Below are 22,484 nucleotides of genomic sequence, written 5' to 3'. Positions count from 1 at the left end.
GTTCATTACCTCCTCGAGAGTAAACTTATAGTCCCTATAACACGCGCATTATAATTGTGTCTAAATTGCGACATTTTTATACTAATTCTATTTTATAGTGATAGTTCCTTCTTCTTTTTAATAAAAATACAGAATTTTCAATTTTATTAACATAAAAAACGTAAAGAACTACAATTCTTTACGTTTTCTTAGCTAACATATATAACTCGCATTAGTTACCACTTTGTTGTTCTATCGTTTTCGAAACATCATATAATCCTGCCAACACTTCCGCTCTCATTTTTACAAGCTCAGGGAATTGATAGAAAAAGGCGATTTTTTTATACTTTAACTCCGATCCTTCTTTCACCTTTTTGGAATCTTGTAAAATAAATGCTGTAAACGTATCTGCAATATCTTCCGCTACATTTGTCGTTCCATACTGTGATACAAACTCATCATGCTTTTCTTTAAAAAATGCAATTTGCGTTTCTTCACTTTCTTCTACTTTCTTTTCTGTCCACTCCTGCTCAATAGGCTTCCAGAAAGAATTATAAAATTGATTAATATAAGAGTTTTCCTTCGCGCATCCCTCTTGTAAGAAAAGAGTTCCACATTTATTTCGGTACGTCGAAATATCTTTATCCTCTTCAAAATCCTTTACATAGTTTTCATCTACTGGTATTTGCTTATGCCCGAGCGTTAACACGTGAGCCGTCTCATGAATTAATGTTTTCATCACTTCATCAATATTTACCGCAGAATCAAGCGTATCTAAGCTAAGAGTCCAGTCTTTCGGATTCTCTATACTAGGCATAACGTGAGCAACAACACCGTCATAACCATCCGTTATTAGATCAAATTCCGTTATATTCCCGCGATATTTTGCTGGAATGAGCGTGCGATACATATCCCATAAATCTTCATGATACCCTCTATCTTGACGTTGTTGTAGCACCTCTTCTTTCGCTTCTTTATCATTAGCAAATACTTTATTTAAACGTTTCCGTTCTATTTTTTCAAAATAAGGATCTACAATTTCATCACCATCAATATAATAAGAAGCTAAAAAGAAGTAATTTTCATCATCATCTTCTTTTTTCCGCTCTGCCTTTTTCATATTTGCACTTTCATGCTCTTCTATTTCATAATCTTCTACTGCTTCAAGCTCAGATAATCCATCTATTTTTTCATATACCTTTTGAAGTTTCTTATCTCCTATTTCCACGCATTCTTTTTCTATTTTACAAACTTCTTTTTCTTTCACACTCTTCATAGAACTCTCGCACCCTGCTAGTAAGCCGATTGCAACGATAACACCTACTAACTTGCCATACAGTCTCTTCATACATTCCTCCATCAATACATTCTACAAAATATCATAATCATTTTTTAATGAATATGCGATAATAAATTATAAAAATTGTAAGGAGGTTTCCCATGATTCGGGCAGTCTTCCAGAAAGTTTATCAGCGACTTTTCGGATATATCGACCGTAACTTGAAATATATCGACTTACCGACAAAAATTGACAAACAAAAAAGAAGCCGTTTGTTCAAAAACGCCTCCTCTTCCTTTATGACTCATATACAGTAAACTGCGGTTTACTTGGATGATCTATCACTAGCGCATCGTCTGGAAACTTTGAAACTTTTTGATATAAGGCAATGTCACCCATGCAACCTGCTGTTAGTAGAATTCCTAAAAATGAGAGTGGCTCCAGATTCATAGCTAATCCCAATACAATTGGCAAAATTCCAGTCGGTAGAAATGGTAACATTAACACTTTCTTCATTTGCTTTACTGTAATTTCTTTTTTAGAATGCGCATATGCAACACCTAATTTCCAATTGACGCCCCATTTTAGTTCACTCCACGGCACGCCTCCGATATAATGAAATCCTATTAGATGTATCGCTTCATGAATACAAACGAGAACAAGCAACGCGATAATAAAAAGAAACATAGTTAGTAATGTAATTTCAATTCGAACCCCGCCTGAAAGAAATATATGCAAATAACCAATTCCAAACGCCAAAGCGAATATTATAAGAAATGCATAGATATTTAATTTAACCATCGAAACAGTAACAGTCGTTTCTTTCCTTTTATCCATCTTCTCCCTCCTAAAATGTAAATATATCTTTACAAAAAAATTGTATAATATATCCAAATAAATGTAAAGATATATTTACATTTATTCTTACACACAAAAAAAGAAACCGGCTACTTTACTTCGTAAAACAGCCGATTTCTTCTATATGTTTCATCGTACGCGCCAATACATCGTCGCGCATTATAAAGCTAAATTTTCTATCTGTTTTAATGTTGTCAGGAATGTCTGTTAATAAAACAGATCCTTTCGTTTCTTCGTAATGCGTATGTTGTTCTACCGCACTAATTGTTGCAAAATAAATGTTTTTAATGATTATTTTGTCTTTTCCAGATACTTTATATTGTCCTAAGTAAGTTAAATCAGAAACTATGCCGCCGGTTTCTTCATGAACCTCTCGAACTGCCGCTTCTTCCGGTGTTTCCCCTAGTTCTACTTTTCCACCTGGAAATTCAAGACCGCGACGTAAATGATGCGTTAATAACCATTGATCCCCGTACCGGCATACAACCCAAACATGCTTTGGCTCAGGAGAAAATGGATAACGTTCAAACGATAATTGTACAGTGTTGTGGTAATAATCTTTAAATTTGTACATGCCATTACTCCCCTATTGATGGTTACAAGTTTTTCCTACCACAAATTGTAGCATATTCTCGCTTTTCTGCATAATATTATCCAATTATAATCCATTGATTATTCCCATTTGCGCGACTAATTCTTTCGTCTCATGATTTCCTAAATCGTAAATCATTTTATATGCTTTTTGTAGTTGTTCATCATATCGGTCATTATTTGAATCATGATGATACTCAACAAATGGAACGTGGGAGCGTACAAATGAACCTAAATCCTCAACATACGCTTGATCAAAGTACTCTCTTAACTCCGTAATTTCCTCATCATTTGCGGAAATCTCAAAATTATACGTATCCGCTGTCTTCACTTGTGAAATTTGACCGTTTCCTATTGATATATAATATGTTTTTTTCTGCTCCATGTAACACCCTTCTTTCATCCTTTTTATGTCTATTGTTTTCATCAATTACAAAATTATGTAAAATAAAGAAAAGGAGGGATTCCATGTTTAAAATATTAATTATCGGTATTATCATCGTCCTAGTCATACTAGTACTCTCCATCATGACGATTAATAAAGGCTACGCTTATAAACATTCCGTCGATAAACTAGAAGATAATCCTTATACAAAAAATAATAAGGAGAATTCATAATATGTTTCGTATACTTCGCATTGGAATCGCGCTCACTGTAATTATTATTTCAGCAATCGGACTCTATACGGGGCAAAATACCTTTCTCCCCCTTTCACAATTTCTATTAGGAGCTTTAATGTTTGTCATTGCTATTGAACAAATAAAGAAAAAGGATTCCGGAACAGGATTTATTTGTATTGGTGCTGGAGTTTTCACCTGGATCGTTCTCATCATTAGCCATATAAAATAGTAGGGGGAATATACATGTTAAAAGGATTACGGATTACTTTTGCACTCATTGCATTATGTATAGTAATCTATGGATATTTTACTGGTAATAGAGAAATAATGCCTTACATGTTCATTTTCTTAGGGTTAATGGCTTTCACTATAGGACTAGGGGAAATAAAATAAGACAGAAAATCTAGTGGTATATTTGCTTTTCTCGCTGGATCTGGTGCTTTATTTCTTAGCTTCTCAGAACTATTTCGGTAAATAATCTATTTAAGGGGACATTACATGCTAATTGGATTACGGATTGTTTTAGGACTTTTCACGCTTCTCATACTCTTTCTTTGCACTTATATCCAGATTACCGATCATTTCTCACTTCTCCCATACGTACAATTTATTCTCAGTTGTTTCTTTATTCTTGTCGGAATTAACGAATTTATATCTGGACGAAAATCCATGAGCATTCCTTTTTTTTCGTGTCTATTCTTACGCTCTTCGTTCTCATATCAAACTACCTTCGCTACGTATAGAATGAAATCTTGAGCAATTTCGCATTTACAAGCAAGTAGTAAAATAGAGATGATTTTTTGTCAGTTTTTGTCGGTAAGTCGATATTCCATGTCGAAACGTCGATATATTAAAAAAATCGTCGATATAATTTTATTTATTATCATGACACAAAAAAACTGCCCTTTTACAGGCAGTTTTCTTTCTATCCAAACACTTTCTCAAGTTCATCTTTATCTTGGCTTAACCAGAAGTTCATTAAGCGTTTTGCTCCTTCTAAATCGTGAAGCTTCGCTTGACCACATTGCGTTTCATTTGCAGCTGGAATTTCTGTAATTTGAACCGCATCTTTTAATGTTAATTCTAATAAATCAATAATTTCTCGAACTGTCGGTGTTCCGCTTACTACAAGGTAGTATCCTGTTTGGCAGCCCATCGGTGAAATATCGATAATATCGAAATGCGGATAACGATCAATATATTTACGTAAATTAAATGCTAATAAATGTTCTAACGTATGAATAACATCTGGCTTCATCGCTTGTTTATTCGGTTGGCAAAAACGAATATCAAATTTATTTACAATACCGTCACTACCTACATTGTGAACTCCGCAATGTCTTACATAAGGTGCCTTTACAATCGTATGATCTAATTCAAAGCTTTCTACTGATGGCATACAACATCTCTCCCGCTTTTAATTTAATTCCGTTATATCCAATATGATATAACGGAAATGCACATTAGTAAAGTATTATGTACAGTCGTGCTATAATACTTTAAGAATATGCTGAAAAGGAGATCGTTATGAAACAGATTTTTATTGGTATTATACGCTTTTATCAAAAGTTCATTTCTCCGATGACACCACCAACTTGCCGCTTTTATCCAACTTGTTCTCATTACGGATTAGAGGCGTTTCAAAAGCATGGCGCATTCAAAGGTTTTTGGCTTACTTGTAAGCGTATATTAAAATGTTACCCTTTCCATCCAGGAGGATTTGATCCTGTCCCAGATAAAAAGGATGACAAAGTACATTCTTAATTTTCGTAACCATTCACAACTAAATCTAATTTTCCTGTATCAGGATCGATAACAAGACCGTGAACAGGTACTTCTTCCGGAAGTAATGGGTGGTTGCGAAGTACTGATACGCTATGTTCTACACTTTCTTCCACACTAGAGAAACCGCGCAAGAATTGTTCTAAATCGATTCCAGAATAACGAAGCATATCTAATTTCTCTTCTGTTATACCGCGTTCTTTCATTTTCTCAATCGTACTGCTTGCTTGAATTTTTGCCATACCACAATCATGGTGACCAACTACACATACTTCATCAGCGCCAAGCTCATATACAGCGACTAAAATACTACGCATAATACTTCCAAATGGATGTGAAATAACAGCGCCTGCTACTTTAATAATTTTCACATCGCCGTTACGCATATTCATCGCTTTCGGCAATAGTTCAACAAGTCTTGTATCCATACAAGAAATAATTACCATCTTTTTGTTTGGAAATTTCCCCGCTACAAACTCTTCATACTTTTTCTCTTCAACAAATTTCTCATTGTATTGCAAAATCTCTTCTAATGACTTCATAGTAAGGAACCCTCTTTTCTCTCATTTACACTACATAAATAGTGTACCAAAATATGAAAAACTCAAAAAGGATATCGCTTTATAGTAAAAATAAGATATTTTCAGATAATCGACATAATTCTTTCAAAATATACACACAGCTTTGTAACAAGTCTCACATACTTTAAACGCATTTTCACTATAAACTGATTGTAGATAATGTAAAAAAGGAGTGAATATTTATTATGTCCGACGTTCTGTTACTGAGTCGTTTTCAATTTGCAATTACTGTTTTTTATCATTTTTTATTTGTACCTTTGACAATCGGACTTGTGATTTTAGTAGCGTGTATGGAGACTCAATACGCCCGCACATTGAATCCAACATACCGCAAAATGGCAAATTTCTGGGGTAAATTATTTACAATTAACTTCGTAATGGGGATTATAACCGGGATTACGATGGAATTCCAATTTGGAACAAACTGGTCTGAGTACTCCAAATATATGGGAGATATTTTCGGATCACCTCTCGCAATCGAAGCACTCGTTGCCTTCTTCTTAGAATCTACTTTCATGGGAATATGGTTATTCGGTAAAGACAAAATTTCACCAAAGTTCCGTGCCTTCTGTATGTGGATGGTTGCACTTGGAACAAATATTTCGGCCCTTTGGATTATTACAGCAAACGGCTTTATGCAAAACCCTGTTGGCTACGTCGTACGTAACGGCCGCGCTGAATTAAATGATTTCTGGGCACTCGTTACGAATCCATACGCTTGGAATATGTTCTTCCATACTGTAGTTGGTTGTTATATTGTTGGTGCTTTCTTCGTCATGGCAATTAGTGCCTATCACTTATTACGTAAAAATGAAGTTGAATTCTTCAAAAAATCATTTAAGTTTGGCTTAATGTTAGGCTTATTCGCCGCAACAATTACACCGTTTATGGGACATCAATCTGGTGTATCAGCAGCTAAATATCAACCTGCTAAAGGTGCTGCGATGGAAGCTGTTTGGGAAACTGGAAAAGGACAAGGCTTCTCAATTGTGCAAATTCCTGATGTCAAAAACGAAAAGAACTTTGAATTCTTAACGATTCCAAAGTTAGGAAGCTTCTTCTATACAAATTCATTTGATGGGGAAATTGTTGGTTTAAAAGATATTCCAAAAGAAGATCGTCCAAATGTTAACCTCGTGTACTATAGCTTCCGCTTAATGGTTGCACTTGGTATGTTCTTTATGGCATTAACTTGGTACGGTTTCTACTTAAACCGAAAAGGAAAACTAGAAAACTCAAAACGTTACTTAAAAATTACAATATGGTCTGTTTTACTACCATATATCGCAATTAATGCTGGTTGGATTGTTGCCGAAGTAGGTCGTCAACCATGGACAGTATATAAACTAATGCGTACCGCAGAATCTGTATCACCTATATCTGTCCCGCAAATTTGGTTCTCATTAATTAGTTTAATCTTGTTCTACACTTTACTTTTAATCGCAGACGTATACTTAATGCTGAAGTTCGCCAAAAAAGGACCTGCAGCATTAGAGGAACCTGCTACTGAGGGAGGTGCAGCTCATGTCTCATGATATGCTTGCGATTATCTGGTTTGGTTTATGGGGCGTGATTTGGACAGTTTACTTTATTCTTGATGGATATGCACTTGGTAACGGAATGATTTTTCCTTTCGTTACGAAAGACCGACAAGAACGAAATCAATTACAAGAAGCAATTGGCCCGTTCTGGGGCGGTAATGAAGTGTGGTTAATTACAGCTGGTGGCGCAACATTTGCTGCCTTCCCAGTCACATATGCAAATATGTTTAGTTATTTATATACACCGTTATTCTTAGTATTACTTGCACTATTTGCTCGTGCTGCTGGACTTGAGTTCATGCATAAAGATGATTCACCAATTTGGCAAAAAACTTGTAAATGGGCATTTGCAATTGGTAGTTTCTTAATTGCTTTCCTATTCGGTGTTACATTTGCTAATCTTTATTACGGGCTACAAATCGGAAAAAATGGCTATGAAGGAAATTTACTTAGCTTACTAAATCATTACGGTATTTTAGGAGGTCTGTTCTTCACTGCTATATTCGTCGTATCTGGTGCACTTTGGGTTATGATTAAAACGACTGGTGAAGTATCTGACCGTGCTTATAAAATCGCTAGACCATTTTCAATGGCAGCTGCTATCATTTTAGCTATTTTCTATGTAGCAACTGCAAATCGTACAAATTTATTCCAAAACTTCACAGAATATCCAGTACTATTCATTCTTCCAGTACTTGCAATGTTAATGAGTGTACTCGCACTAATTATGGTGTACAAACATAAAATTGGTCTTGCATTCACATTCGTTTGCTTAACAATCGCAATGTTTATGACAACTGGCTTTGCGGGTATGTTCCCAAGAATGTTACCATCTCGTATTAATGATGCTTATAGTACAACGTTATACAACGCAGCTGGTAGTCAATTAAACTTAAAAATTATGTTCTTCGTTGCAATGGTTATGGTACCAATTGTTATTGGCTATCAACTTTGGAGCTACAGTATCTTTAAAAATAAAATTCATAAAGACTCTGCTAAAGGGTATCACTAAAATGAAAAAAGACACTTCGTTTGAAGTGTCTTTTTTATACGTATGATTTTCGATAAGATGTTATATTTCTAATCTAACAACTATAATACAGAAGAATCATCAACAGCTCACAGCTAGATTGTAGCACAGGACAAGTTCATCATTTTATGCAATTTTACATATTTCTCTATAAAGTAAACTGTATTCCTTGATCATTCACGTCGCTATCCCCTACATCTGCTGTACTAATACCACTAAATGTTTGTACTTTCATTCCTGTATTCGATGATCCTGATCCATTATACGCTTTCGTTTTTTCAATCGGCTGCACGTTATATTTATCTCCTAAATTAATCGTTCCATTGCAGTTTTCAATAATAACGCCTTCCACAACTGACGGCATTTTGTCACCTACTTTCATTTCCTTACTTTCATTTTATGAAAAGTGCCTAAAAAAATAGCATGTTTCCATAAGAAAAAGCACTCAAATTGAGTGCTTTTTCTTATTTACCTTTTTTCTTTTTCTCACAAGCAATTCCATCGCCATCACGGTCTAAATGCTTACCGTAATATGGACTATCTCTTGTAATGTTATAATATCCCGCATCGTTTGCTTCTTTGCAATTAGCAAAACGTTAATGTATTTTTCCATATTCTGTCGAACACAAAAAAGAATCCTGCAGGATTCTTTTTTGCTAAGCATGAATGGCAATTTTGGAGACAGTTGACTTCTTCAAAAATTTATTAGGGGTAATATTTTGAAAAAGAAAGCCTTTCATATGTAGGTTAACACCACTGGAATATATAGTAAATTGATAATGTTTATACGGAAGATTGCTAATGTTTAGTATAGATAGTTTCCACTATGCAAACAGTAAAAACATTCTATACTAAATAAAAAAAGGGCCTTCAAAGAAGACGCCTTTCATAAACAGACACTATAAAACAGAATTATTTATTGTTATACGATTGTTAGATACAAAAAGTAGAGGGAAATGTTTGTATTAAATTCTGTTTTATAAAGTATGTCTACCACTTATATTTTAATCCTCTTCACTTGAAAATAAATATAATATGCATAATTACATACGAAAAAGAAAAGACACTCCATAGAGTGCCTCTTCAACCATTTTACTTTTAATATATCGCTTTACATACATTGTAACATATGTATCCATATATTTTATTGAGAAAATTCAAAATCCTTTTTTTTCATTTTCAATTATAAAATCATGTAATATAAAAGGTATGTCAAATTCTTATACAAATTGAGGTGTACTATATTTATGTCTTTCGGAATTATTCCTCTTATATTGTTTATTATTTTTCTTATCTCCTATTTAAAAGATCCACGAAAAATAATAAATGGGTTTTTATTTAATACTTTTATCTGTTTTTTCCTTATTTTTTGCGTGATTGTATCTTTGAACTCAGATAGTGTTGTCCTGCGCTACATCATTTTTTTACCTTTTTTAGCACTCCTCTTTATGCTTACTTTCGGTACTATCGCTTTAATGTTTGGACTATTTCTGAATGCTAGAATTTTAATGAAGCGAGAAGGAAGACGTTTCACAAACTCTTTAACTTTAATTGCTGCTTTAGGGATGTTATTCTGTATGTTACTCCCTATCATAAATCCAGCAAGTTTGGTCTCATCACATTTCCAGCCTATTTTTGCTGGTATTTCTCTTATAAGCGTATATTTCTTTATACACTTATCTAACTTCTTAAGCGCTTATTTTTTATATCAATTCAACAGACCAAGGCGTAATCAAGATTTCATTATCGTTCTCGGTAGCGGCTTAATTAATGATAAAGTACCACCTTTACTTGCAAGTCGTATTCATAAAGCGATCGACTTTTACTGGAAACAAGCCGCTGTGAATACGCCACCAACAATTATTTTCTCTGGTGGACAAGGTCCAGATGAAGGCCTTCCTGAAGCAGAAGCGATGCAAAAGTACGCTGTTCAAAAAGGAATTCCGCTTGAACATACAGTGCAAGAAAATCGCTCTGTAAACACATATCAAAATATGTTGTTCTCTAAAGAAATTATGGATTCTTTAAAACCAGACGGTAAGTATAAAAGTATTTTTACAACGAATAATTTCCACCTTTTCCGCGCTGGTATATATGCAAGACAAGCTGGTCTTAATAGCCAAGGAATTGGATCAAAAACAGCCTTTTATTATTGGCCTAATGCAATGATTCGTGAGTATGTTGCAATCGTCGTAATGGGACGTAAGCGCCATATGAAAATATGTGGAACTATTTTAGGTTTTGCTTTATTCCTAACAGTCCTTAGTTTTATTGTTTCTTAATAGCATCCCATCCTTTGAAAGGATGGGATTTCTTATACTCATTTCAAAAATATTTTAAAGTTAATATGGTCATAATATTCCCTGCATACATCCATTAAAGGAGAAATTTTTCAAATTAAATGTTAAAATGGAATTTAGGTGTGAATTACGTAACAAATAAGAAACTAGTTTGAAACGAGGAAATTACATGGAGAAAATTATCAAAAACAAGCCCAATAAGCTAAAAATTGCTTCTAAAGCTTTGATGATTATTATTGGGGCATTTATCACAGCGTACGGATTAGAGGCAGTATTAATTCCAAATAACGTATCAGACGGTGGTGTAACTGGTTTAAGTATCGTTAGTTCAAGATTATTTGGATTGCCATTAGGAGCTCTAATCGCAGTTATTAACATTCCTTTCGTTTGGTTAGGGTATAAGCAAATCGGTAAAAGCTTTGCGATTTATTCCATTATCGGGATTGCTTCATTAGCAATAGGTACCGTTGTCATGCACGGAATACCAGCTATTATTGAAGGCGATACATTATTAGTTACAGTTGTTGGTGGTATTATCATCGGTTTTGGTATGGGACTAGCATTACGTAATGGTGGGGCATTAGATGGAATCGATATGCTAGCTGTATTGCTTTCTCGTAAGTTACCATTTGGAACGAGTGACCTTATTTTATTCTTAAACATGTTCGTATTTATTTTCGTATCAACTGTATTCGGTCTTCAAGGAGCTATCCTTTCGGCAATTGCTTACTTTATTGCTTCGAAAGTGATTCATATCGTTGAAGTTGGTTTAAGTGGTTCGAAAGCATTTAAAATCATTACAAAAGAGCCTGAATTAATGGTAGAAACCATTCGCGATCGTTTAGGCCGAAGTGCAACATATAACGAAGTATACGGTGGTTATTCAAGAGAGAAATTCAAAGAAATTTCTTGTGTAATTAACCGTTTAGAAGAAAGTAAAATGAAAGAACTTATTAACGAAATCGATCCACACGCCTTTATTACAGTTTATGACGTAGCAGAAGTAAAAGGCGGTAACTTTAAGAAACGTGATATTCATTAATCTTTATGAAAAAAGAGGGTGTGCCAATATGCTGGCACACCCTCTTCTGTTATTGTTGTCAGTTTTTGTCGGTTAGTCGATATATTTCAATAATCGCTGATATATTTGGAGTTGTGGTCGATATATTTCGATAATCGCTGATATATTTAGAGTTGCGATCGATATATTCCAATAATTGCTGATATATTTTTACTCGCCCCACCGGCTCCCTCGTTTAATCCACTCTACATACTTTTGAAAAGCCGTCACTTCATGTTGAAAACGAAGCGGAACATATAGAAAAAGAGTACATGTACATAGTATCCATAGAATACCTACTACAAAGTGAAATTTCATCGTTGTGCTAATAAACAAACTTAAGAATAATACGAGGAACATCATTACACTAAATCTTTTATACATAGTCATAATAATCTCCTCCTTATAACTTCATTGTATCAGCTATAAGGAATTAATTCCCATAACAAAAGACCGAAAAGCCAATTCCACTTTTCGGTCTCTACACTATCTTCTCTTCGTAATCTTTCCTGAACCACCGACCCTCGTTTTTGGAGGAGATGTATTCCTTGGCGGCGTTTTAATAGATGATTTCGGCTTCACATCTGATCCGCTCGAACCACCTGGTGTTTTCGTTATTTTCCCTTTGCTTCCAGTAGAAGGCGGAGGCGTGCTACTTCCTTTTTTCGTAATACTTCCTGTATCTCCTACAGAAGATTTCGAATCTACATTATCGCCACGCTTAATGATAGACCCTTTCCCTTCCTTCGTAATTGGAGGCGGGGTTTTCTTTTCTTCTTTCGTAGGCGGTCTCTCTGGAATAACTGGTTTATGATTTTGTCTGTCATTATATCCGCGATAATCACCGTACGATGATTTTCGTGAACCGAATATATCATTTAATATACTACCCATAATATATCCTTGCAGGAAGGACGGTTGGTAATTTTGACGGACAAACTCTTTATTACTTATTTCAATTAACGTATCAGATAGCTTCTCTTTATCCTTTTGCAGATTATAAATCTTATCAGAATAAACGAGGAACATTTGATTTTCGTCTTCTTTAGATGCTTGCTTCGGTTCTCTTTCATTCATGAGTTCCTTCGCGACTTCAGGAACTGACCGATTGGCGGCCCTATACACGTAAGATTCTTGTTTACCTTCTTTTGCGACAGATTCTAGCGGATAACGGTCTTGAATCGACTTTGTCTGCCCGCCCTGACAACCTGATAAGGCATATCCAGCAACAACAAGTAATGTAACGATAGCAAGTATAGGGATCACGAACGATTTAATCATGGTAAACAATCGGTTTGACATGATTACGCCCCCTTACGTTGCTCTTATAATTTGTACATCAGCAGGAATAATTGCTTCTCCCTCATACATCATTGTGCGACCATTTTGCCATTCAATACGTAATAATTTTCGATTATCCGATTGGAATTCCCATACATACTGTTCTTCTGAAGCTGAGAATGGTGTTTTCCCCATCACAACAACACGTCCGTTATATTGCTCTTCCATATGGTACTCTGTATCATCCATTTCAATTGTCATCGGAATTTCATCAATCGAATCTAAACGACCATCAATTGGTGTATATAATTTGTAATACGTATTTTCACGATCTTCAATTTTTAAATAACGAATATCTTTCCCGTCTTGCAGTGTTAAAACAATTTCTTTACGAGAATGCATACTCGTTTTCCCAATTAATTCATACATGACTAATGAAACTTCAACCATATCGCCAGGAGCTAACGTTAACAAACTTTTCTCTGGTTTCGGCGGTTCTGGGCTTTTTATTATATTTTTAATTCGTTTAAATAAACTCATGAGCTATCCCTCCTTCTCTCTTTATAAACAAGCACCTAAAATAAGTGCACCAACAATATGTAATGATCCGGCCAACATCGCGTGCGCAACACTGCCTTCTTTCGTACCTTCTTCTAAATCTAAACCAGCCATTTTCTTTAACACAAATTCGATAAACATTTCTACCACTAATAAAATAACGAAAGAAACTGCTGATGCAAGTAGCGCTTGCCATAAGTCATTTGCTTTCGTTATCGATTGAGATAAAATGTACCCTTGTGCGAATAATTTCATAACGAAACGAGTTGTTACAGCTGTATTCCCATTTTTTATTTCTTTTAAATCATTGTATTTTGTAAAAATCGAATCAACCCACATAATTGCAAATAAAAGTACTGCACTCGCTCCAGTCCATACAAGCATGGCTAATACATTTGTCCATGTCATTGCAAAACCTCCTCAAAAAAATAATAGAAAACCGACATGAATTTATTTAGACATGTCGGTTCATTTGTCTCTATTCTATATTATTTCTCATACTGCTTCATAATACGAGCTAATTCATCGTCAACAGCAGAATTTTTGTTTAAGCTTGCGAATTCATCATCTAATGATTTCTCTTTTTTGTACACTTCACCGCTTGCTTCTGCTTCAGCCTCTAATTGAAGAGCTTTCTCTTCCATACGGCTTAAACCAGCTTTTGCTGAGTTTGAATCAAATCCAGACATCGCCTGATTAATATTCTTTTGTGCTTTCGCCGCATTTACACGTGCTACAAGTGTTTCACGTTTATTTTTCAGCTCAGTCAATTGCTTACGCATCTCTTCTAGCTTCAGGCGAAGATTATCAGCAGCAACTTTATTTTGCTCATAGCTTGCTTTATACTCATTCATCTTTTGCTCTGCATTTTGTTTTTCTTCTAATGCACGGCGCGCAAGATCTAAGTTGTTAGCTTGAACAGCCATATGAGCTTGCTCTTCACGTTTTTTCACAAGTGCTTCTTGCTCTTCAAATAATATTTTGAATTTCTTCTCAAGCGCAATTTGAGCTGCTACACTTTTCTCAGCTTCTTGTACATCCGCTTGCATATCGCGTAAATATTGATCCGTCATCTTAACTGGATCTTCCGCTTTTTCAATTAATGAATATACATTCGACATTGTTAAATCTCTTAATCGTTTAAATACAGACATCTAAATTCCTCCTATGATATACCTCATATTTCAAATTCACTACTTGGAAAACTTAAGAATCTCCCTTTACAGTAAAGAATATTCATTTTTACAGCCTATGTGTTTATTATAACAAAACTAATATGTCCTTACATGTTATTTCCAAAATACAGCCAATATAATATGACATTACCTACAAAACATTGTATTCCTAATATATTCTCATTAATTCTCTTCAAAATTGACTCATTTTTATGTACTTTCACTAAATTACATTATTGTAATGTTACTGTAAGCTAACTCGATAGTTACGTCTCCCTATTTCTTATACACTAATACCAGAAGCGACAAACAAGCTTCTCATCATTTCAAGACTAATACAAAAATTGTATTGACTATAAAACATATAAAAGGAGAAATCATCATGAAAAAATTAGTAGGAATCGGATTAGCAGCAGCAATTTCATTCGGAGCATTATCAGGTTGTTCTTTATTAGGAGAGAAAGCAAACGGCTTTGTACTATACGGATCAGAAGAACAAGTTCAGCAAATTACGGATAAAAATAAAAAAGAAGTGAAAGAAAAAGACTTCTATAAAATGAAAATGACAACATTAGATGGCAAAAAAGTTCTTGTCATGGATAAGAAAACTGGTGAAGAACTAGTGAAAAAAGAGTTACTTAGCAAAGTTGATGAAAAAGACGACACGAAACCACTTGATAAATTACCAGCTGTAACAGCAGAGCAAGGTGTATTATTTGCTAAAGAAAAAGTAGAAAATGCTACACTTGATGGGGCAAAATTAAAATATGAAGGCAACACAATTATCGGAAGTGGCCGTGCATACACAGATATGTATGCAATTGTTGATGACGCAACTTACAGTAATGTAAAAGGTGATGAAAAATCTGTTGGGGTATTAAAATTCGATAAAGATCCAAGTAAAGAATTCCCTGGAAAAAATGGTGTAGAAGCTTCTCAACTTGTAAAAATTAAAAAGTAATAAAAAAAGCTTTGCGACATTCGCAAAGCTTTCTTCTATTTATGAGCAATTTGCTCCATATCCGGACTACAAGTATTCGACTGACATGACTTATTTAAAGAACATGCCGCGCATTTTCCTTTTTTACTTCTCTTTACAAAATGAACTAACGTGTATGCTGCATAACCAAAAATGATAGCTCCAATTATAATATTGACCATCATCACAATACATCTCCTTCTAGAATCCGAGTAAGGATCCAACTTGGTATATAATGAACGTTAATACATAAGCAACAACGAGTGGATACACGACAGAGAAAATCGTCCACTTCGCTGATCCTGTTTCACGTTTAATAACAGCTACTGTCGCTAAACACGGAACATATAATAAAATAAAGAACATAAATGCATAAGCTGATAATGCTGTATAATGTGCTCCCATTACATTTCCAAGCAAATCTTCTTTCACCGCATAAATAATGGCCATTGTAGAAACGACCACTTCCTTCGCTAAAAATCCTGTTAAAAGGGATGCTGCAGCTTGCCACGTTCCAAAGCCAAGCGGTGCAAATAGTGGTGCGATAAATCCACCAATCATTGCTAAGAAACTGTCTCCCATATCAACACCAAATCCTGATGGACCTGCATAATTTAATAGCCAAATGACAACAGAACCACCGAAGATAAATGTACCTGCTTTGCGAACAAATCCCTTCCCTTTCTCCCACGTACTTAACCATAATGTTTTCGCTTGTGGCACGCGGTAAGGAGGTAGTTCAATAACGAAAATAGATTTTTCCGCTTTTAAAATGGTAAGAGACATAATTTTTGTAACTAATAACGCAAGGACAATACCTGCAACATATAAGGAGAACACAACAGTTGCCTGACTATGAGGGAAGAATACTCCCGCAAATAATGCATATACAGGTAAACGTGCCGAACAAGACATAAACGGTGTTACAAGAACTGTAAGTAAACGTTCTTTTTCTTGTTCAATCGTTCTCGCTGCCATAATACCTGGAACATTACATCCAAAACCGATAATCATCGGAATGAACGCTTTTCCGTTTAAACCGAAGAACTCCATAATTCGATCCATAACAACTGCAATTCGCGCCATATATCCTGAGTCTTCTAATAATGAAATGAAAAAGAATAGTGCAAAGATTTGTGGAACGAATACTAATACGGCACCAACACCGGCAATAATACCTTCTGTAACGAGTGCTTGAATAAAATCAGAAGCTCCAACACTTGTAAGCCCAGCTGTCACCCAATCCGTAAGCTGTCCACCAAAAAACTCATCTAACATATCCGATAAAGGTGTCCCAATCCACGTAAACGTAACCTGAAAAATAAAAAACATAACTGCTAAAAAGATTGGAAGTCCTAAAATTTTATGTGTAATTAATCTATCAATTTTTTCTGAAAAAGGAATTTTTCCTTCTTTCTCATGCTTCATAACATTTGTTTTTAACTTTTCAATATACGCTTCACGAGTTTTGTAAATATGCTCTTCCAACGTACAATCAAGTTTTTCTTCTAAGCGAGATCGAATGGTTATGAGTTCCTTATAGATTGGTAATGCTTTCATTTCTTTTTCTACTACTTCGTTATTACTTAGAAATTGAAGGGCTAACCATCTTGGATGCTCATAATTCGCTTTCTCTAAAAGAGAAATTACTTCTCCAATTCCTTCATCCATTCGTACACCATATGAAATAATGAATGGCTTTTTCTCGTTTTTGTCATTTTCTTTAAGAGTCGCAAGTAATTCTTCACAGCCTTTTCCACTTCTTGCAACGACAGGAACGACTGTTACACCTAATAGTTCTGATAATCGTTTTACATCAATGACAATTCCTCTTTGCTTCGCCACATCAATCATATTTAAACCAATTGAAACGGGCTTACCAAATTCAAGTAATTGCAATGTTAAATGCATATTTCGTTCAAACTGCGAAGAATCCACAATATTTAACATATGATGAAATTCTTCTGTTAATAGAAATTTGGTTACAACACCTTCATCACGTGAAACTGGATTTAAATCATACACACCTGGTAAATCAATTAATGTTCCTTGCTTATCTTTTAATTTACCAACCTTCTTTTCTACTGTTACACCGCTCCAGTTTCCTACATATTCATAAGAACCAGTAAGTGCATTAAATAATGATGTTTTCCCTGTATTCGGATTCCCTAGCAAAGCTACCTTATTCACGCTAATTCCACCTTTATCATTTTCGCGTCACAATGACGAATACTAATTAACTGTCCACGACACTCCAATGTACAAGGACCTTTAAACATCGCTTTCTGTTTCAGGCGAAGTTCGCTTCCTTCAGCAAGACCGAAAGCAGCTAGTCTACGCTTTAATAGCTGATCTAAAGACTGAATACTTTTTACTAACACTTTCTCGCCAATTTTAATATCTACTAAGCTCATAACCTTCCCCCTCAGAAGAGAATGATAATTATTTTCAAAAAAATTATACCACACCCAATTTCTCTTGTACTATACCCTTTTGCTTCATATTTATTAACATTTCACTACAATTCTATTTCAATCATTGTCATAACAGATTCATTTGCCATTCTCATCCATTTCACTTACAATAAACAGTAGCAAATAAAGAATCTCGTTATCACAGGGGGAGCCATGCCGCTGAGAGGGAACACTTCGTTCCGACCCTTCGAACCTGTTAGTTAATGCTAACGCAGGGATTGTGCAAACGTCCGAAATACATACCTCTTTTTATTTACGTATTTCGTATCCTCCTATGATATCTATTCTTTTTTGTACAACTTGGATTTAGGGGGAGACAACATGCGTAACACCAATTTACAAGCGATGATCGAATCTGCTATTCTTGCAGCCTTCGCCTTGGTCATCGACATTTTACCATTATCAATCAAACTTCCAACAGGCGGTTCCATTTCATTTGCTATGATTCCTATTTTTATTATTGCATACCGCTGGGGCTTTAAATCGGCTTTCTTAGGTGGTTTAGTTTGGGGACTATTACAAATTGTCGTGGAAGATGCTTACATTTTAACACCTGTTCAAGCATTCATTGAGTACTTCATTGCCTTTGCTTTTATCGGATTTGCTGGCTTATTCTATCGTCCAATTCAAAAAGCACTTTTAACGTCTAATGAAAATAACTTAGAACAACCCAGTTTAGGTAGCCGTAAAGACAAACCTTCATCAAAACAAAACGAAGGTAAGAAAGTCCTTGCTTATATTATCCTTGCTACATTTATCGGTAGCTTTGCTCGCTATTTCTGCCACTTTATTGCTGGTATTATTTTCTGGGGACAATATGCACCGAAAGGTCAATCAGCTGTGCTATATTCATTAATCGTAAATGGTAGTACAATGATTGGTTCCTATATTCTATGTACCGTTTTACTTATCTTTTTATTCCTTACTTCACCACGCTTATTTAAGAGCATCAGTGCTTATCAACTAAATGCAAACAAAAAGGGCGCTTAATGAGCGCTCTTTTTTCATATCGTAATATCAATTAAAAATACAATAAATGCACAAAAGAAAATAAATACCATTATACTTAGCCAATTGCTATGCACGGTTCATCGACTCCTTACATAACCTCATTTTCTAACCAGATTATATCGTTTAAAAATAAAGATTAGGTAAAGATTATATGAAAATAATTAAAAAAAGCGTAGATCATATTGTCTACACTTTTTTCGGTAAATAAAAGTAAAATAACACACCATCTTCTGTATTTTCTGCCCCATATTCAGCATCATGTAGTTCTAAAATATTCTTTGAAATGGCAAGTCCAAGCCCCGTCCCACCTTGTGAACGCTGACGAGCTGCATCCACGCGATAAAAACGATCCCAAATTTTATCTAATTGCTCTTCTTCAATGTGAGTACCTTTATTTTCAATGCATACTTTTATACGATCTTTTTCATCTATTGTAGAAATAATAATATCTTCTTTATTTGGTGTATAACGTATTGCATTCGTAATGAAGTTCACGATGACTTGTTCAATGCGGCCTTGATTTGCGACTACTTCAAATGGACCTATATTTTTATGAACATGAAGTTCTTTTTTCTCTATTTCTACAGAAAGGTGTTCACATATATCATCCATTACTGTATCGATATAAAATGGATCCTTTTTCATTTTATATGTGCCTGACTCAAATTTAGCTAACTCCAGCATATCCAAAATTAACGTATCCATTTTATCTACTTCTCGTTCCATCGCCCCAAAATAGTATTCTTTTTTATGCTCAGCTACTCCATCTTTTAAAATAGAAATACAGCTTTTCATAATACTGAGTGGTGTTTTTAGTTCATGCGAAACACCAGAAATGAATTCTTTCCGCGTATTTTCTAATTTTCTTTCCTTTTCAATATCTTGTTCTAGCTGTCCAATATGGGAATGGAGTTTATTTGATAATACATTAATATTTTTTGATAAATCACCAATTTCATCTTTTGAAGTAATCGGTATTTGTTCTGTGAAATCTAAATGTGCTATTTTCTTCGTTGTATCATTTATTTTTAATAGCGGCTTTGCAATTTGTTTTGAATAATAGAATGACGCTAGAAAAATAAGAACAACTACAAATGCAATGATGTAAATGTAGTAATCTTGCACCATTTGTACAGCTTCATCTACAGGCTGTAAAGAAGCCATCGCATATATATAAGTTACCGATCCATCTTTTTCTTTTATTGGTTTCATTAATAATTTATATTTTATATCATTTTTTTCATAGTCCATTGTCTTTGTTGAATATTCGATTTGATTACTCTCTTTTAATACTACATCTGTTTGAAATTCTTTTATACTATCCAAAAATAAAGTGTTTTTATAAATTGGATTTATGGGTCCTTTTACATCAGGGAATTGTACTTTCGTAATACGTCCGCCTATGATAGCATCTAGTTCTTGAGCAGCTGGTTCCTGAACGGCCGGCCTCTTTTCTTTACCAACTTGTTCCCCAACTGCTTTCATCTTCTCCTTAAATGCTTTTTCTAACGGTTTATTCAATCCATTTAAATTCTCCTTAGATAGAGAGAAAGAAAATGGAATAAAACGATCTTCTTTTTTCACTCCAGAAAAATAAATTTCTTGGCCTAAAAACTGATTTGATGGTTTATTATCAATCTCCTCTATATTGACGAGATTGTATAGGGGAATTTTGAATATTTGTTGTCCAAATCTCTTTTGTTGCCAACGATTTATCGTTACCTCAAAATAAAAATCATCTGCATGTTTTAAATTCCCGTTCTGATCTAATGTCGTAATCCACGTATTATTTTCTCTTAAAAAGTCTTGCTCCAGCTTCTGAATTCCTTCTACACTTCCTGCATAGTTCAAATAATTTTTTTCGAAGGAATTTAAATTCAATTTAATATCTTCCACTTTTCTATTCGCATAATATTGTTTAAAAAATATCGTTTGTCCAATAAATATCGTCGCTAAAATTAACATACATAATGCTGTTGTGAGGATAAATAATTTTAGTACAATCCCTTTTCTCATACATTCCCCTCAAATTTATAACCTGTTCGTACTACAGTTGTAATGTACTTTGCTTTCTCTCCTAATTTATTTCTTAAATTACGAATATGGCTATTAACGGTTCGGTCATCACCAGCAAATTCATATCCCCAAATTCTTGAAATGAGTTGCTCTCTTGTTAAAACGATCCCTTGGTTTTTCATAAAGTACGCTAATATTTCAAATTCTGTATGTGTTAAATTAATATCTGTTTTATCTACCATAACAGTACGCGACGGAAAATGGACATGGATACCATGAATCGATAATGTATCATCTTCATTCTCTAAAAGTTGCTTTGTCACTTTTCTACTCTCTAACAACCTTTTTGCTCTTGCTAATAAAATTGGTGGGCTATATGGCTTCGTCACATAGTCGTCCGCCCCAAGTTCAAATCCAAGTAACGTATCATCTTCATCTACACGTGCCGTCAACATAATGATAGGAACCTCGGATGTTTTACGGATTCTTCGGCAAACGGACCACCCATCGAGTTTCGGCAACATAATATCTAAAATAACTAAATCAACCTCTTCTTCCTCAAATACAACTAAAGCTTCTTTCCCGTCTCTTGCTTCAAACACTATATACTGCTCACTTAAAAAATAATCTTTTAATATTTCACGTAATATATCTTCATCTTCCACAATTAAAATATTTTTTGACATAACTTATATATCTCCCTCCCGCCTTCATAAACTATAATTTCACTTTGAATAACTAGCAGTTAACTTCGCCTCTATAATATATCTATCTGGCGCATCCCCTATATAATTAAATGGGTAACAAGTTGTCAGTGTTAATATCGGTTCTTCTTTTTTTATAATAACAGTACGATCATCTGCATCGGTAATCCATATCTTTTGAATTTCATATGTGTACGTTTTATTATCATACTCTAAAACAAGGGTGTCTTTTTCTTTTAACTCTCCTAAATCTGTAAATACAGTATCCCGGTGCCCACTTAGTACAGTATGGCCCCCTCCAGATGGCGTTGTCGTTACATCACTAACGAACATTCCTACTCCTTTTTTCAACGTTGCCTCACTTGCTCCCCAATATATAGAAAACTTCTTCTTTATTTTCGGTATATTTAATAGTGCAACCTTTTCCCCTTCTTTATGTTCTGTTTGAGAAGAAGGCACTTGAGAAGTTACGGGAGTTTCATGTGAAATTTGATCACGTTGTATGTTGTTAAGGCTCTTTATTTCTTCTTTCGTTAGTTGCCCGGCAGAGCTTTTTCCTTTATACCATTCCATAGCATAATATGATCCCATACATAGTCCTATAGCCATTAATATGATACCGATATAATTGAGTAACTTCACGTTTTATCCCTCCATGCCAAAA

The 22,484-nt window shown here is 34.6% G+C and carries 27 protein-coding genes, 2 pseudogenes and 1 riboswitch; of the genes and pseudogenes, 10 read left to right on the top strand and 19 right to left on the bottom strand.

Annotated features, from left to right (window positions below; translation table 11 throughout):
* Positions 1-211: 211 nt before the first annotated feature.
* The 4 genes from PDQ68_RS11160 to PDQ68_RS11145 all read right to left on the bottom strand — a co-directional run bounded on the left by PDQ68_RS11160 (position 212) and on the right by PDQ68_RS11145 (position 3,092).
* A complete protein-coding gene (locus PDQ68_RS11160; RefSeq protein ID WP_270786692.1) occupies positions 212-1,327 on the bottom strand; it encodes a zinc metalloprotease in 1,116 nt (371 codons plus the stop codon).
* Between the two features lie 228 nt (positions 1,328-1,555).
* Entirely contained in the window at positions 1,556-2,095 is a 540-nt protein-coding gene (locus tag PDQ68_RS11155) for a DUF3267 domain-containing protein (RefSeq protein ID WP_061183694.1), read from the bottom strand.
* 115 nt (positions 2,096-2,210) lie between these two features.
* Positions 2,211-2,690 carry an antimutator 8-oxo-(dGTP/GTP)ase gene (gene mutTA, locus PDQ68_RS11150; protein WP_000276389.1) on the bottom strand — a complete coding sequence of 160 codons (480 nt, stop codon included), beginning with the start codon at positions 2,688-2,690 and terminating at the stop codon, positions 2,211-2,213.
* Between the two features lie 84 nt (positions 2,691-2,774).
* Positions 2,775-3,092 carry a hypothetical protein gene (locus PDQ68_RS11145; protein ID WP_000435820.1) on the bottom strand — a complete coding sequence of 106 codons (318 nt, stop codon included), beginning with the start codon at positions 3,090-3,092 and terminating at the stop codon, positions 2,775-2,777.
* An 83-nt stretch (positions 3,093-3,175) separates the two neighbouring features.
* Between PDQ68_RS11145 and ytzI the strand changes: the two genes are divergently transcribed.
* From ytzI to PDQ68_RS11130, 3 genes and pseudogenes are all read left to right on the top strand, one after another.
* The gene (ytzI, locus tag PDQ68_RS11140) at positions 3,176-3,325 is read left to right on the top strand and encodes a YtzI protein (RefSeq protein WP_014893459.1); all 150 of its coding nucleotides are present in this window, start codon (positions 3,176-3,178) and stop codon (positions 3,323-3,325) included.
* Between the two features lies 1 nt (position 3,326).
* Positions 3,327-3,557: a DUF3953 domain-containing protein gene (locus PDQ68_RS11135; RefSeq protein WP_061183693.1), complete on the top strand. Its 231-nt coding sequence runs from the start codon at positions 3,327-3,329 to the stop codon at positions 3,555-3,557.
* 14 nt (positions 3,558-3,571) lie between these two features.
* Positions 3,572-3,802 (top strand): annotated as a pseudogene (locus PDQ68_RS11130) (YczI family protein).
* 451 nt (positions 3,803-4,253) lie between these two features.
* Here PDQ68_RS11130 and luxS read toward each other — a convergent pair.
* Positions 4,254-4,727, bottom strand: a complete 474-nt coding sequence (luxS, locus tag PDQ68_RS11125) for an S-ribosylhomocysteine lyase LuxS (protein ID WP_001141369.1) — start codon at positions 4,725-4,727, stop codon at positions 4,254-4,256.
* Positions 4,728-4,855: 128 nt separating this feature from the next.
* On the opposite strand from luxS, the gene yidD reads away from it, so the two are divergent.
* A complete protein-coding gene (gene yidD, locus PDQ68_RS11120) occupies positions 4,856-5,092 on the top strand; it encodes a membrane protein insertion efficiency factor YidD (protein WP_270786690.1) in 237 nt (78 codons plus the stop codon).
* Here yidD and PDQ68_RS11115 read toward each other — a convergent pair.
* Positions 5,089-5,652: a beta-class carbonic anhydrase gene (locus PDQ68_RS11115; protein ID WP_000838160.1), complete on the bottom strand. Its 564-nt coding sequence runs from the start codon at positions 5,650-5,652 to the stop codon at positions 5,089-5,091. The two genes, yidD and PDQ68_RS11115, sit on opposite strands and share 4 nt — an antisense overlap.
* Positions 5,653-5,876: 224 nt before the next feature.
* On the opposite strand from PDQ68_RS11115, the gene cydA reads away from it, so the two are divergent.
* Together cydA and cydB are read left to right on the top strand one after the other, a co-directional pair.
* Positions 5,877-7,226, top strand: coding sequence for a cytochrome ubiquinol oxidase subunit I (gene cydA / locus PDQ68_RS11110; protein ID WP_001286198.1), 1,350 nt, complete (start codon positions 5,877-5,879; stop codon positions 7,224-7,226).
* Positions 7,216-8,244, top strand: a complete 1,029-nt coding sequence (cydB, locus tag PDQ68_RS11105; protein ID WP_000017662.1) for a cytochrome d ubiquinol oxidase subunit II — start codon at positions 7,216-7,218, stop codon at positions 8,242-8,244. Before cydA ends, cydB begins: the two co-directional genes overlap by 11 nt.
* Before the next feature lie 166 nt (positions 8,245-8,410).
* On the opposite strand, the gene PDQ68_RS11100 is transcribed toward cydB, so the two are convergent.
* On the bottom strand, positions 8,411-8,644 hold the full coding sequence (locus PDQ68_RS11100) for a spore germination protein (protein WP_011040784.1): 234 nt from the start codon (positions 8,642-8,644) through the stop codon (positions 8,411-8,413).
* An 82-nt stretch (positions 8,645-8,726) separates the two neighbouring features.
* Positions 8,727-8,858 (bottom strand): annotated as a pseudogene (locus tag PDQ68_RS11095) (excalibur calcium-binding domain-containing protein); the annotation flags it as partial.
* A 651-nt stretch (positions 8,859-9,509) separates the two neighbouring features.
* On the opposite strand from PDQ68_RS11095, the gene PDQ68_RS11090 reads away from it, so the two are divergent.
* The gene (locus PDQ68_RS11090; RefSeq protein ID WP_103627415.1) at positions 9,510-10,544 is read left to right on the top strand and encodes a YdcF family protein; all 1,035 of its coding nucleotides are present in this window, start codon (positions 9,510-9,512) and stop codon (positions 10,542-10,544) included.
* A 187-nt stretch (positions 10,545-10,731) separates the two neighbouring features.
* On the top strand, positions 10,732-11,604 hold the full coding sequence (locus PDQ68_RS11085; protein WP_000411240.1) for a YitT family protein: 873 nt from the start codon (positions 10,732-10,734) through the stop codon (positions 11,602-11,604).
* Between the two features lie 189 nt (positions 11,605-11,793).
* Here the strand turns inward: PDQ68_RS11085 and PDQ68_RS11080 are convergent, their stop codons facing one another.
* The 5 genes from PDQ68_RS11080 to PDQ68_RS11060 form a co-directional block, all read right to left on the bottom strand.
* Positions 11,794-12,012 carry a hypothetical protein gene (locus PDQ68_RS11080; RefSeq protein ID WP_061183691.1) on the bottom strand — a complete coding sequence of 73 codons (219 nt, stop codon included), beginning with the start codon at positions 12,010-12,012 and terminating at the stop codon, positions 11,794-11,796.
* Between the two features lie 96 nt (positions 12,013-12,108).
* Positions 12,109-12,924, bottom strand: coding sequence for a DUF4247 domain-containing protein (locus PDQ68_RS11075; protein ID WP_061183690.1), 816 nt, complete (start codon positions 12,922-12,924; stop codon positions 12,109-12,111).
* 12 nt (positions 12,925-12,936) lie between these two features.
* Positions 12,937-13,443 carry a DUF4178 domain-containing protein gene (locus PDQ68_RS11070; RefSeq protein WP_061183689.1) on the bottom strand — a complete coding sequence of 169 codons (507 nt, stop codon included), beginning with the start codon at positions 13,441-13,443 and terminating at the stop codon, positions 12,937-12,939.
* 21 nt (positions 13,444-13,464) lie between these two features.
* Positions 13,465-13,869: a DUF350 domain-containing protein gene (locus PDQ68_RS11065; RefSeq protein ID WP_000220322.1), complete on the bottom strand. Its 405-nt coding sequence runs from the start codon at positions 13,867-13,869 to the stop codon at positions 13,465-13,467.
* Positions 13,870-13,949: 80 nt separating this feature from the next.
* Positions 13,950-14,615 (bottom strand): PspA/IM30 family protein, encoded by a 666-nt coding sequence (locus PDQ68_RS11060; RefSeq protein ID WP_000110282.1) that lies wholly within the window; start codon positions 14,613-14,615, stop codon positions 13,950-13,952.
* A gap of 403 nt (positions 14,616-15,018) precedes the next feature.
* Between PDQ68_RS11060 and PDQ68_RS11055 the strand changes: the two genes are divergently transcribed.
* Positions 15,019-15,597: a lipoprotein BA_5634 family protein gene (locus tag PDQ68_RS11055; RefSeq protein WP_000737465.1), complete on the top strand. Its 579-nt coding sequence runs from the start codon at positions 15,019-15,021 to the stop codon at positions 15,595-15,597.
* A 35-nt stretch (positions 15,598-15,632) separates the two neighbouring features.
* On the opposite strand, the gene PDQ68_RS11050 is transcribed toward PDQ68_RS11055, so the two are convergent.
* The 3 genes from PDQ68_RS11050 to PDQ68_RS11040 are packed head-to-tail and all read right to left on the bottom strand — an operon-like array spanning position 15,633 to position 18,029.
* Positions 15,633-15,800 (bottom strand): FeoB-associated Cys-rich membrane protein, encoded by a 168-nt coding sequence (locus PDQ68_RS11050; protein WP_000989581.1) that lies wholly within the window; start codon positions 15,798-15,800, stop codon positions 15,633-15,635.
* Positions 15,801-15,816: 16 nt separating this feature from the next.
* Complete coding sequence (gene feoB, locus PDQ68_RS11045) at positions 15,817-17,805, bottom strand: ferrous iron transport protein B (protein WP_270786687.1); 1,989 nt, start codon at positions 17,803-17,805, stop codon at positions 15,817-15,819.
* Complete coding sequence (locus tag PDQ68_RS11040) at positions 17,802-18,029, bottom strand: FeoA family protein (RefSeq protein ID WP_000060512.1); 228 nt, start codon at positions 18,027-18,029, stop codon at positions 17,802-17,804. Before PDQ68_RS11040 ends, feoB begins: the two co-directional genes overlap by 4 nt.
* Positions 18,030-18,223: 194 nt before the next feature.
* Positions 18,224-18,325: riboswitch (TPP riboswitch) on the top strand.
* A gap of 85 nt (positions 18,326-18,410) precedes the next feature.
* Here PDQ68_RS11040 and thiT point away from each other — a divergent pair.
* A complete protein-coding gene (thiT, locus tag PDQ68_RS11035; RefSeq protein ID WP_061183687.1) occupies positions 18,411-19,079 on the top strand; it encodes an energy-coupled thiamine transporter ThiT in 669 nt (222 codons plus the stop codon).
* A gap of 207 nt (positions 19,080-19,286) precedes the next feature.
* Here thiT and PDQ68_RS11030 read toward each other — a convergent pair whose 3' ends face one another.
* The 3 genes from PDQ68_RS11030 to PDQ68_RS11020 are packed head-to-tail and all read right to left on the bottom strand — an operon-like array spanning position 19,287 to position 22,462.
* The gene (locus tag PDQ68_RS11030; protein WP_061183686.1) at positions 19,287-21,116 is read right to left on the bottom strand and encodes a sensor histidine kinase; all 1,830 of its coding nucleotides are present in this window, start codon (positions 21,114-21,116) and stop codon (positions 19,287-19,289) included.
* Positions 21,113-21,802 carry a response regulator transcription factor gene (locus PDQ68_RS11025; RefSeq protein ID WP_061183685.1) on the bottom strand — a complete coding sequence of 230 codons (690 nt, stop codon included), beginning with the start codon at positions 21,800-21,802 and terminating at the stop codon, positions 21,113-21,115. Before PDQ68_RS11025 ends, PDQ68_RS11030 begins: the two co-directional genes overlap by 4 nt.
* Before the next feature lie 39 nt (positions 21,803-21,841).
* Positions 21,842-22,462 (bottom strand): class D sortase, encoded by a 621-nt coding sequence (locus PDQ68_RS11020; RefSeq protein WP_061183684.1) that lies wholly within the window; start codon positions 22,460-22,462, stop codon positions 21,842-21,844.
* Positions 22,463-22,484: the final 22 nt, after the last annotated feature.

The organism is Bacillus cereus group sp. Bc010 (genome assembly GCF_027716745.1).
GTDB classification, from domain to species: Bacteria; Bacillota; Bacilli; order Bacillales; family Bacillaceae_G; genus Bacillus_A; species Bacillus_A pacificus.
Note: the sequence above shows the minus strand (reverse complement) of the source record. Positions and strands in the feature narration are given on the sequence as shown.

Excerpts from the sequence above, each read along its gene's own strand:
- PDQ68_RS11160 (WP_270786692.1), bottom strand. The coding sequence starts at position 1,327 with ATGAAGAGACTGTATGGCAAGTTAGTAGGTGTTATCGTTGCAATCGGC.
- PDQ68_RS11155 (WP_061183694.1), bottom strand. The coding sequence starts at position 2,095 with ATGGATAAAAGGAAAGAAACGACTGTTACTGTTTCGATGGTTAAATTA.
- mutTA (WP_000276389.1), bottom strand. The coding sequence starts at position 2,690 with ATGTACAAATTTAAAGATTATTACCACAACACTGTACAATTATCGTTT.
- PDQ68_RS11145 (WP_000435820.1), bottom strand. The coding sequence starts at position 3,092 with ATGGAGCAGAAAAAAACATATTATATATCAATAGGAAACGGTCAAATT.
- ytzI (WP_014893459.1), top strand. The coding sequence starts at position 3,176 with ATGTTTAAAATATTAATTATCGGTATTATCATCGTCCTAGTCATACTA.
- PDQ68_RS11135 (WP_061183693.1), top strand. The coding sequence starts at position 3,327 with ATGTTTCGTATACTTCGCATTGGAATCGCGCTCACTGTAATTATTATT.
- luxS (WP_001141369.1), bottom strand. The coding sequence starts at position 4,727 with ATGCCATCAGTAGAAAGCTTTGAATTAGATCATACGATTGTAAAGGCA.
- yidD (WP_270786690.1), top strand. The coding sequence starts at position 4,856 with ATGAAACAGATTTTTATTGGTATTATACGCTTTTATCAAAAGTTCATT.
- PDQ68_RS11115 (WP_000838160.1), bottom strand. The coding sequence starts at position 5,652 with ATGAAGTCATTAGAAGAGATTTTGCAATACAATGAGAAATTTGTTGAA.
- cydA (WP_001286198.1), top strand. The coding sequence starts at position 5,877 with ATGTCCGACGTTCTGTTACTGAGTCGTTTTCAATTTGCAATTACTGTT.
- cydB (WP_000017662.1), top strand. The coding sequence starts at position 7,216 with ATGTCTCATGATATGCTTGCGATTATCTGGTTTGGTTTATGGGGCGTG.
- PDQ68_RS11100 (WP_011040784.1), bottom strand. The coding sequence starts at position 8,644 with ATGAAAGTAGGTGACAAAATGCCGTCAGTTGTGGAAGGCGTTATTATT.
- PDQ68_RS11090 (WP_103627415.1), top strand. The coding sequence starts at position 9,510 with ATGTCTTTCGGAATTATTCCTCTTATATTGTTTATTATTTTTCTTATC.
- PDQ68_RS11085 (WP_000411240.1), top strand. The coding sequence starts at position 10,732 with ATGGAGAAAATTATCAAAAACAAGCCCAATAAGCTAAAAATTGCTTCT.
- PDQ68_RS11080 (WP_061183691.1), bottom strand. The coding sequence starts at position 12,012 with ATGACTATGTATAAAAGATTTAGTGTAATGATGTTCCTCGTATTATTC.
- PDQ68_RS11075 (WP_061183690.1), bottom strand. The coding sequence starts at position 12,924 with ATGTCAAACCGATTGTTTACCATGATTAAATCGTTCGTGATCCCTATA.
- PDQ68_RS11070 (WP_061183689.1), bottom strand. The coding sequence starts at position 13,443 with ATGAGTTTATTTAAACGAATTAAAAATATAATAAAAAGCCCAGAACCG.
- PDQ68_RS11065 (WP_000220322.1), bottom strand. The coding sequence starts at position 13,869 with ATGACATGGACAAATGTATTAGCCATGCTTGTATGGACTGGAGCGAGT.
- PDQ68_RS11060 (WP_000110282.1), bottom strand. The coding sequence starts at position 14,615 with ATGTCTGTATTTAAACGATTAAGAGATTTAACAATGTCGAATGTATAT.
- PDQ68_RS11055 (WP_000737465.1), top strand. The coding sequence starts at position 15,019 with ATGAAAAAATTAGTAGGAATCGGATTAGCAGCAGCAATTTCATTCGGA.
- PDQ68_RS11050 (WP_000989581.1), bottom strand. The coding sequence starts at position 15,800 with ATGATGGTCAATATTATAATTGGAGCTATCATTTTTGGTTATGCAGCA.
- PDQ68_RS11040 (WP_000060512.1), bottom strand. The coding sequence starts at position 18,029 with ATGAGCTTAGTAGATATTAAAATTGGCGAGAAAGTGTTAGTAAAAAGT.
- thiT (WP_061183687.1), top strand. The coding sequence starts at position 18,411 with ATGCGTAACACCAATTTACAAGCGATGATCGAATCTGCTATTCTTGCA.
- PDQ68_RS11030 (WP_061183686.1), bottom strand. The coding sequence starts at position 21,116 with ATGAGAAAAGGGATTGTACTAAAATTATTTATCCTCACAACAGCATTA.
- PDQ68_RS11025 (WP_061183685.1), bottom strand. The coding sequence starts at position 21,802 with ATGTCAAAAAATATTTTAATTGTGGAAGATGAAGATATATTACGTGAA.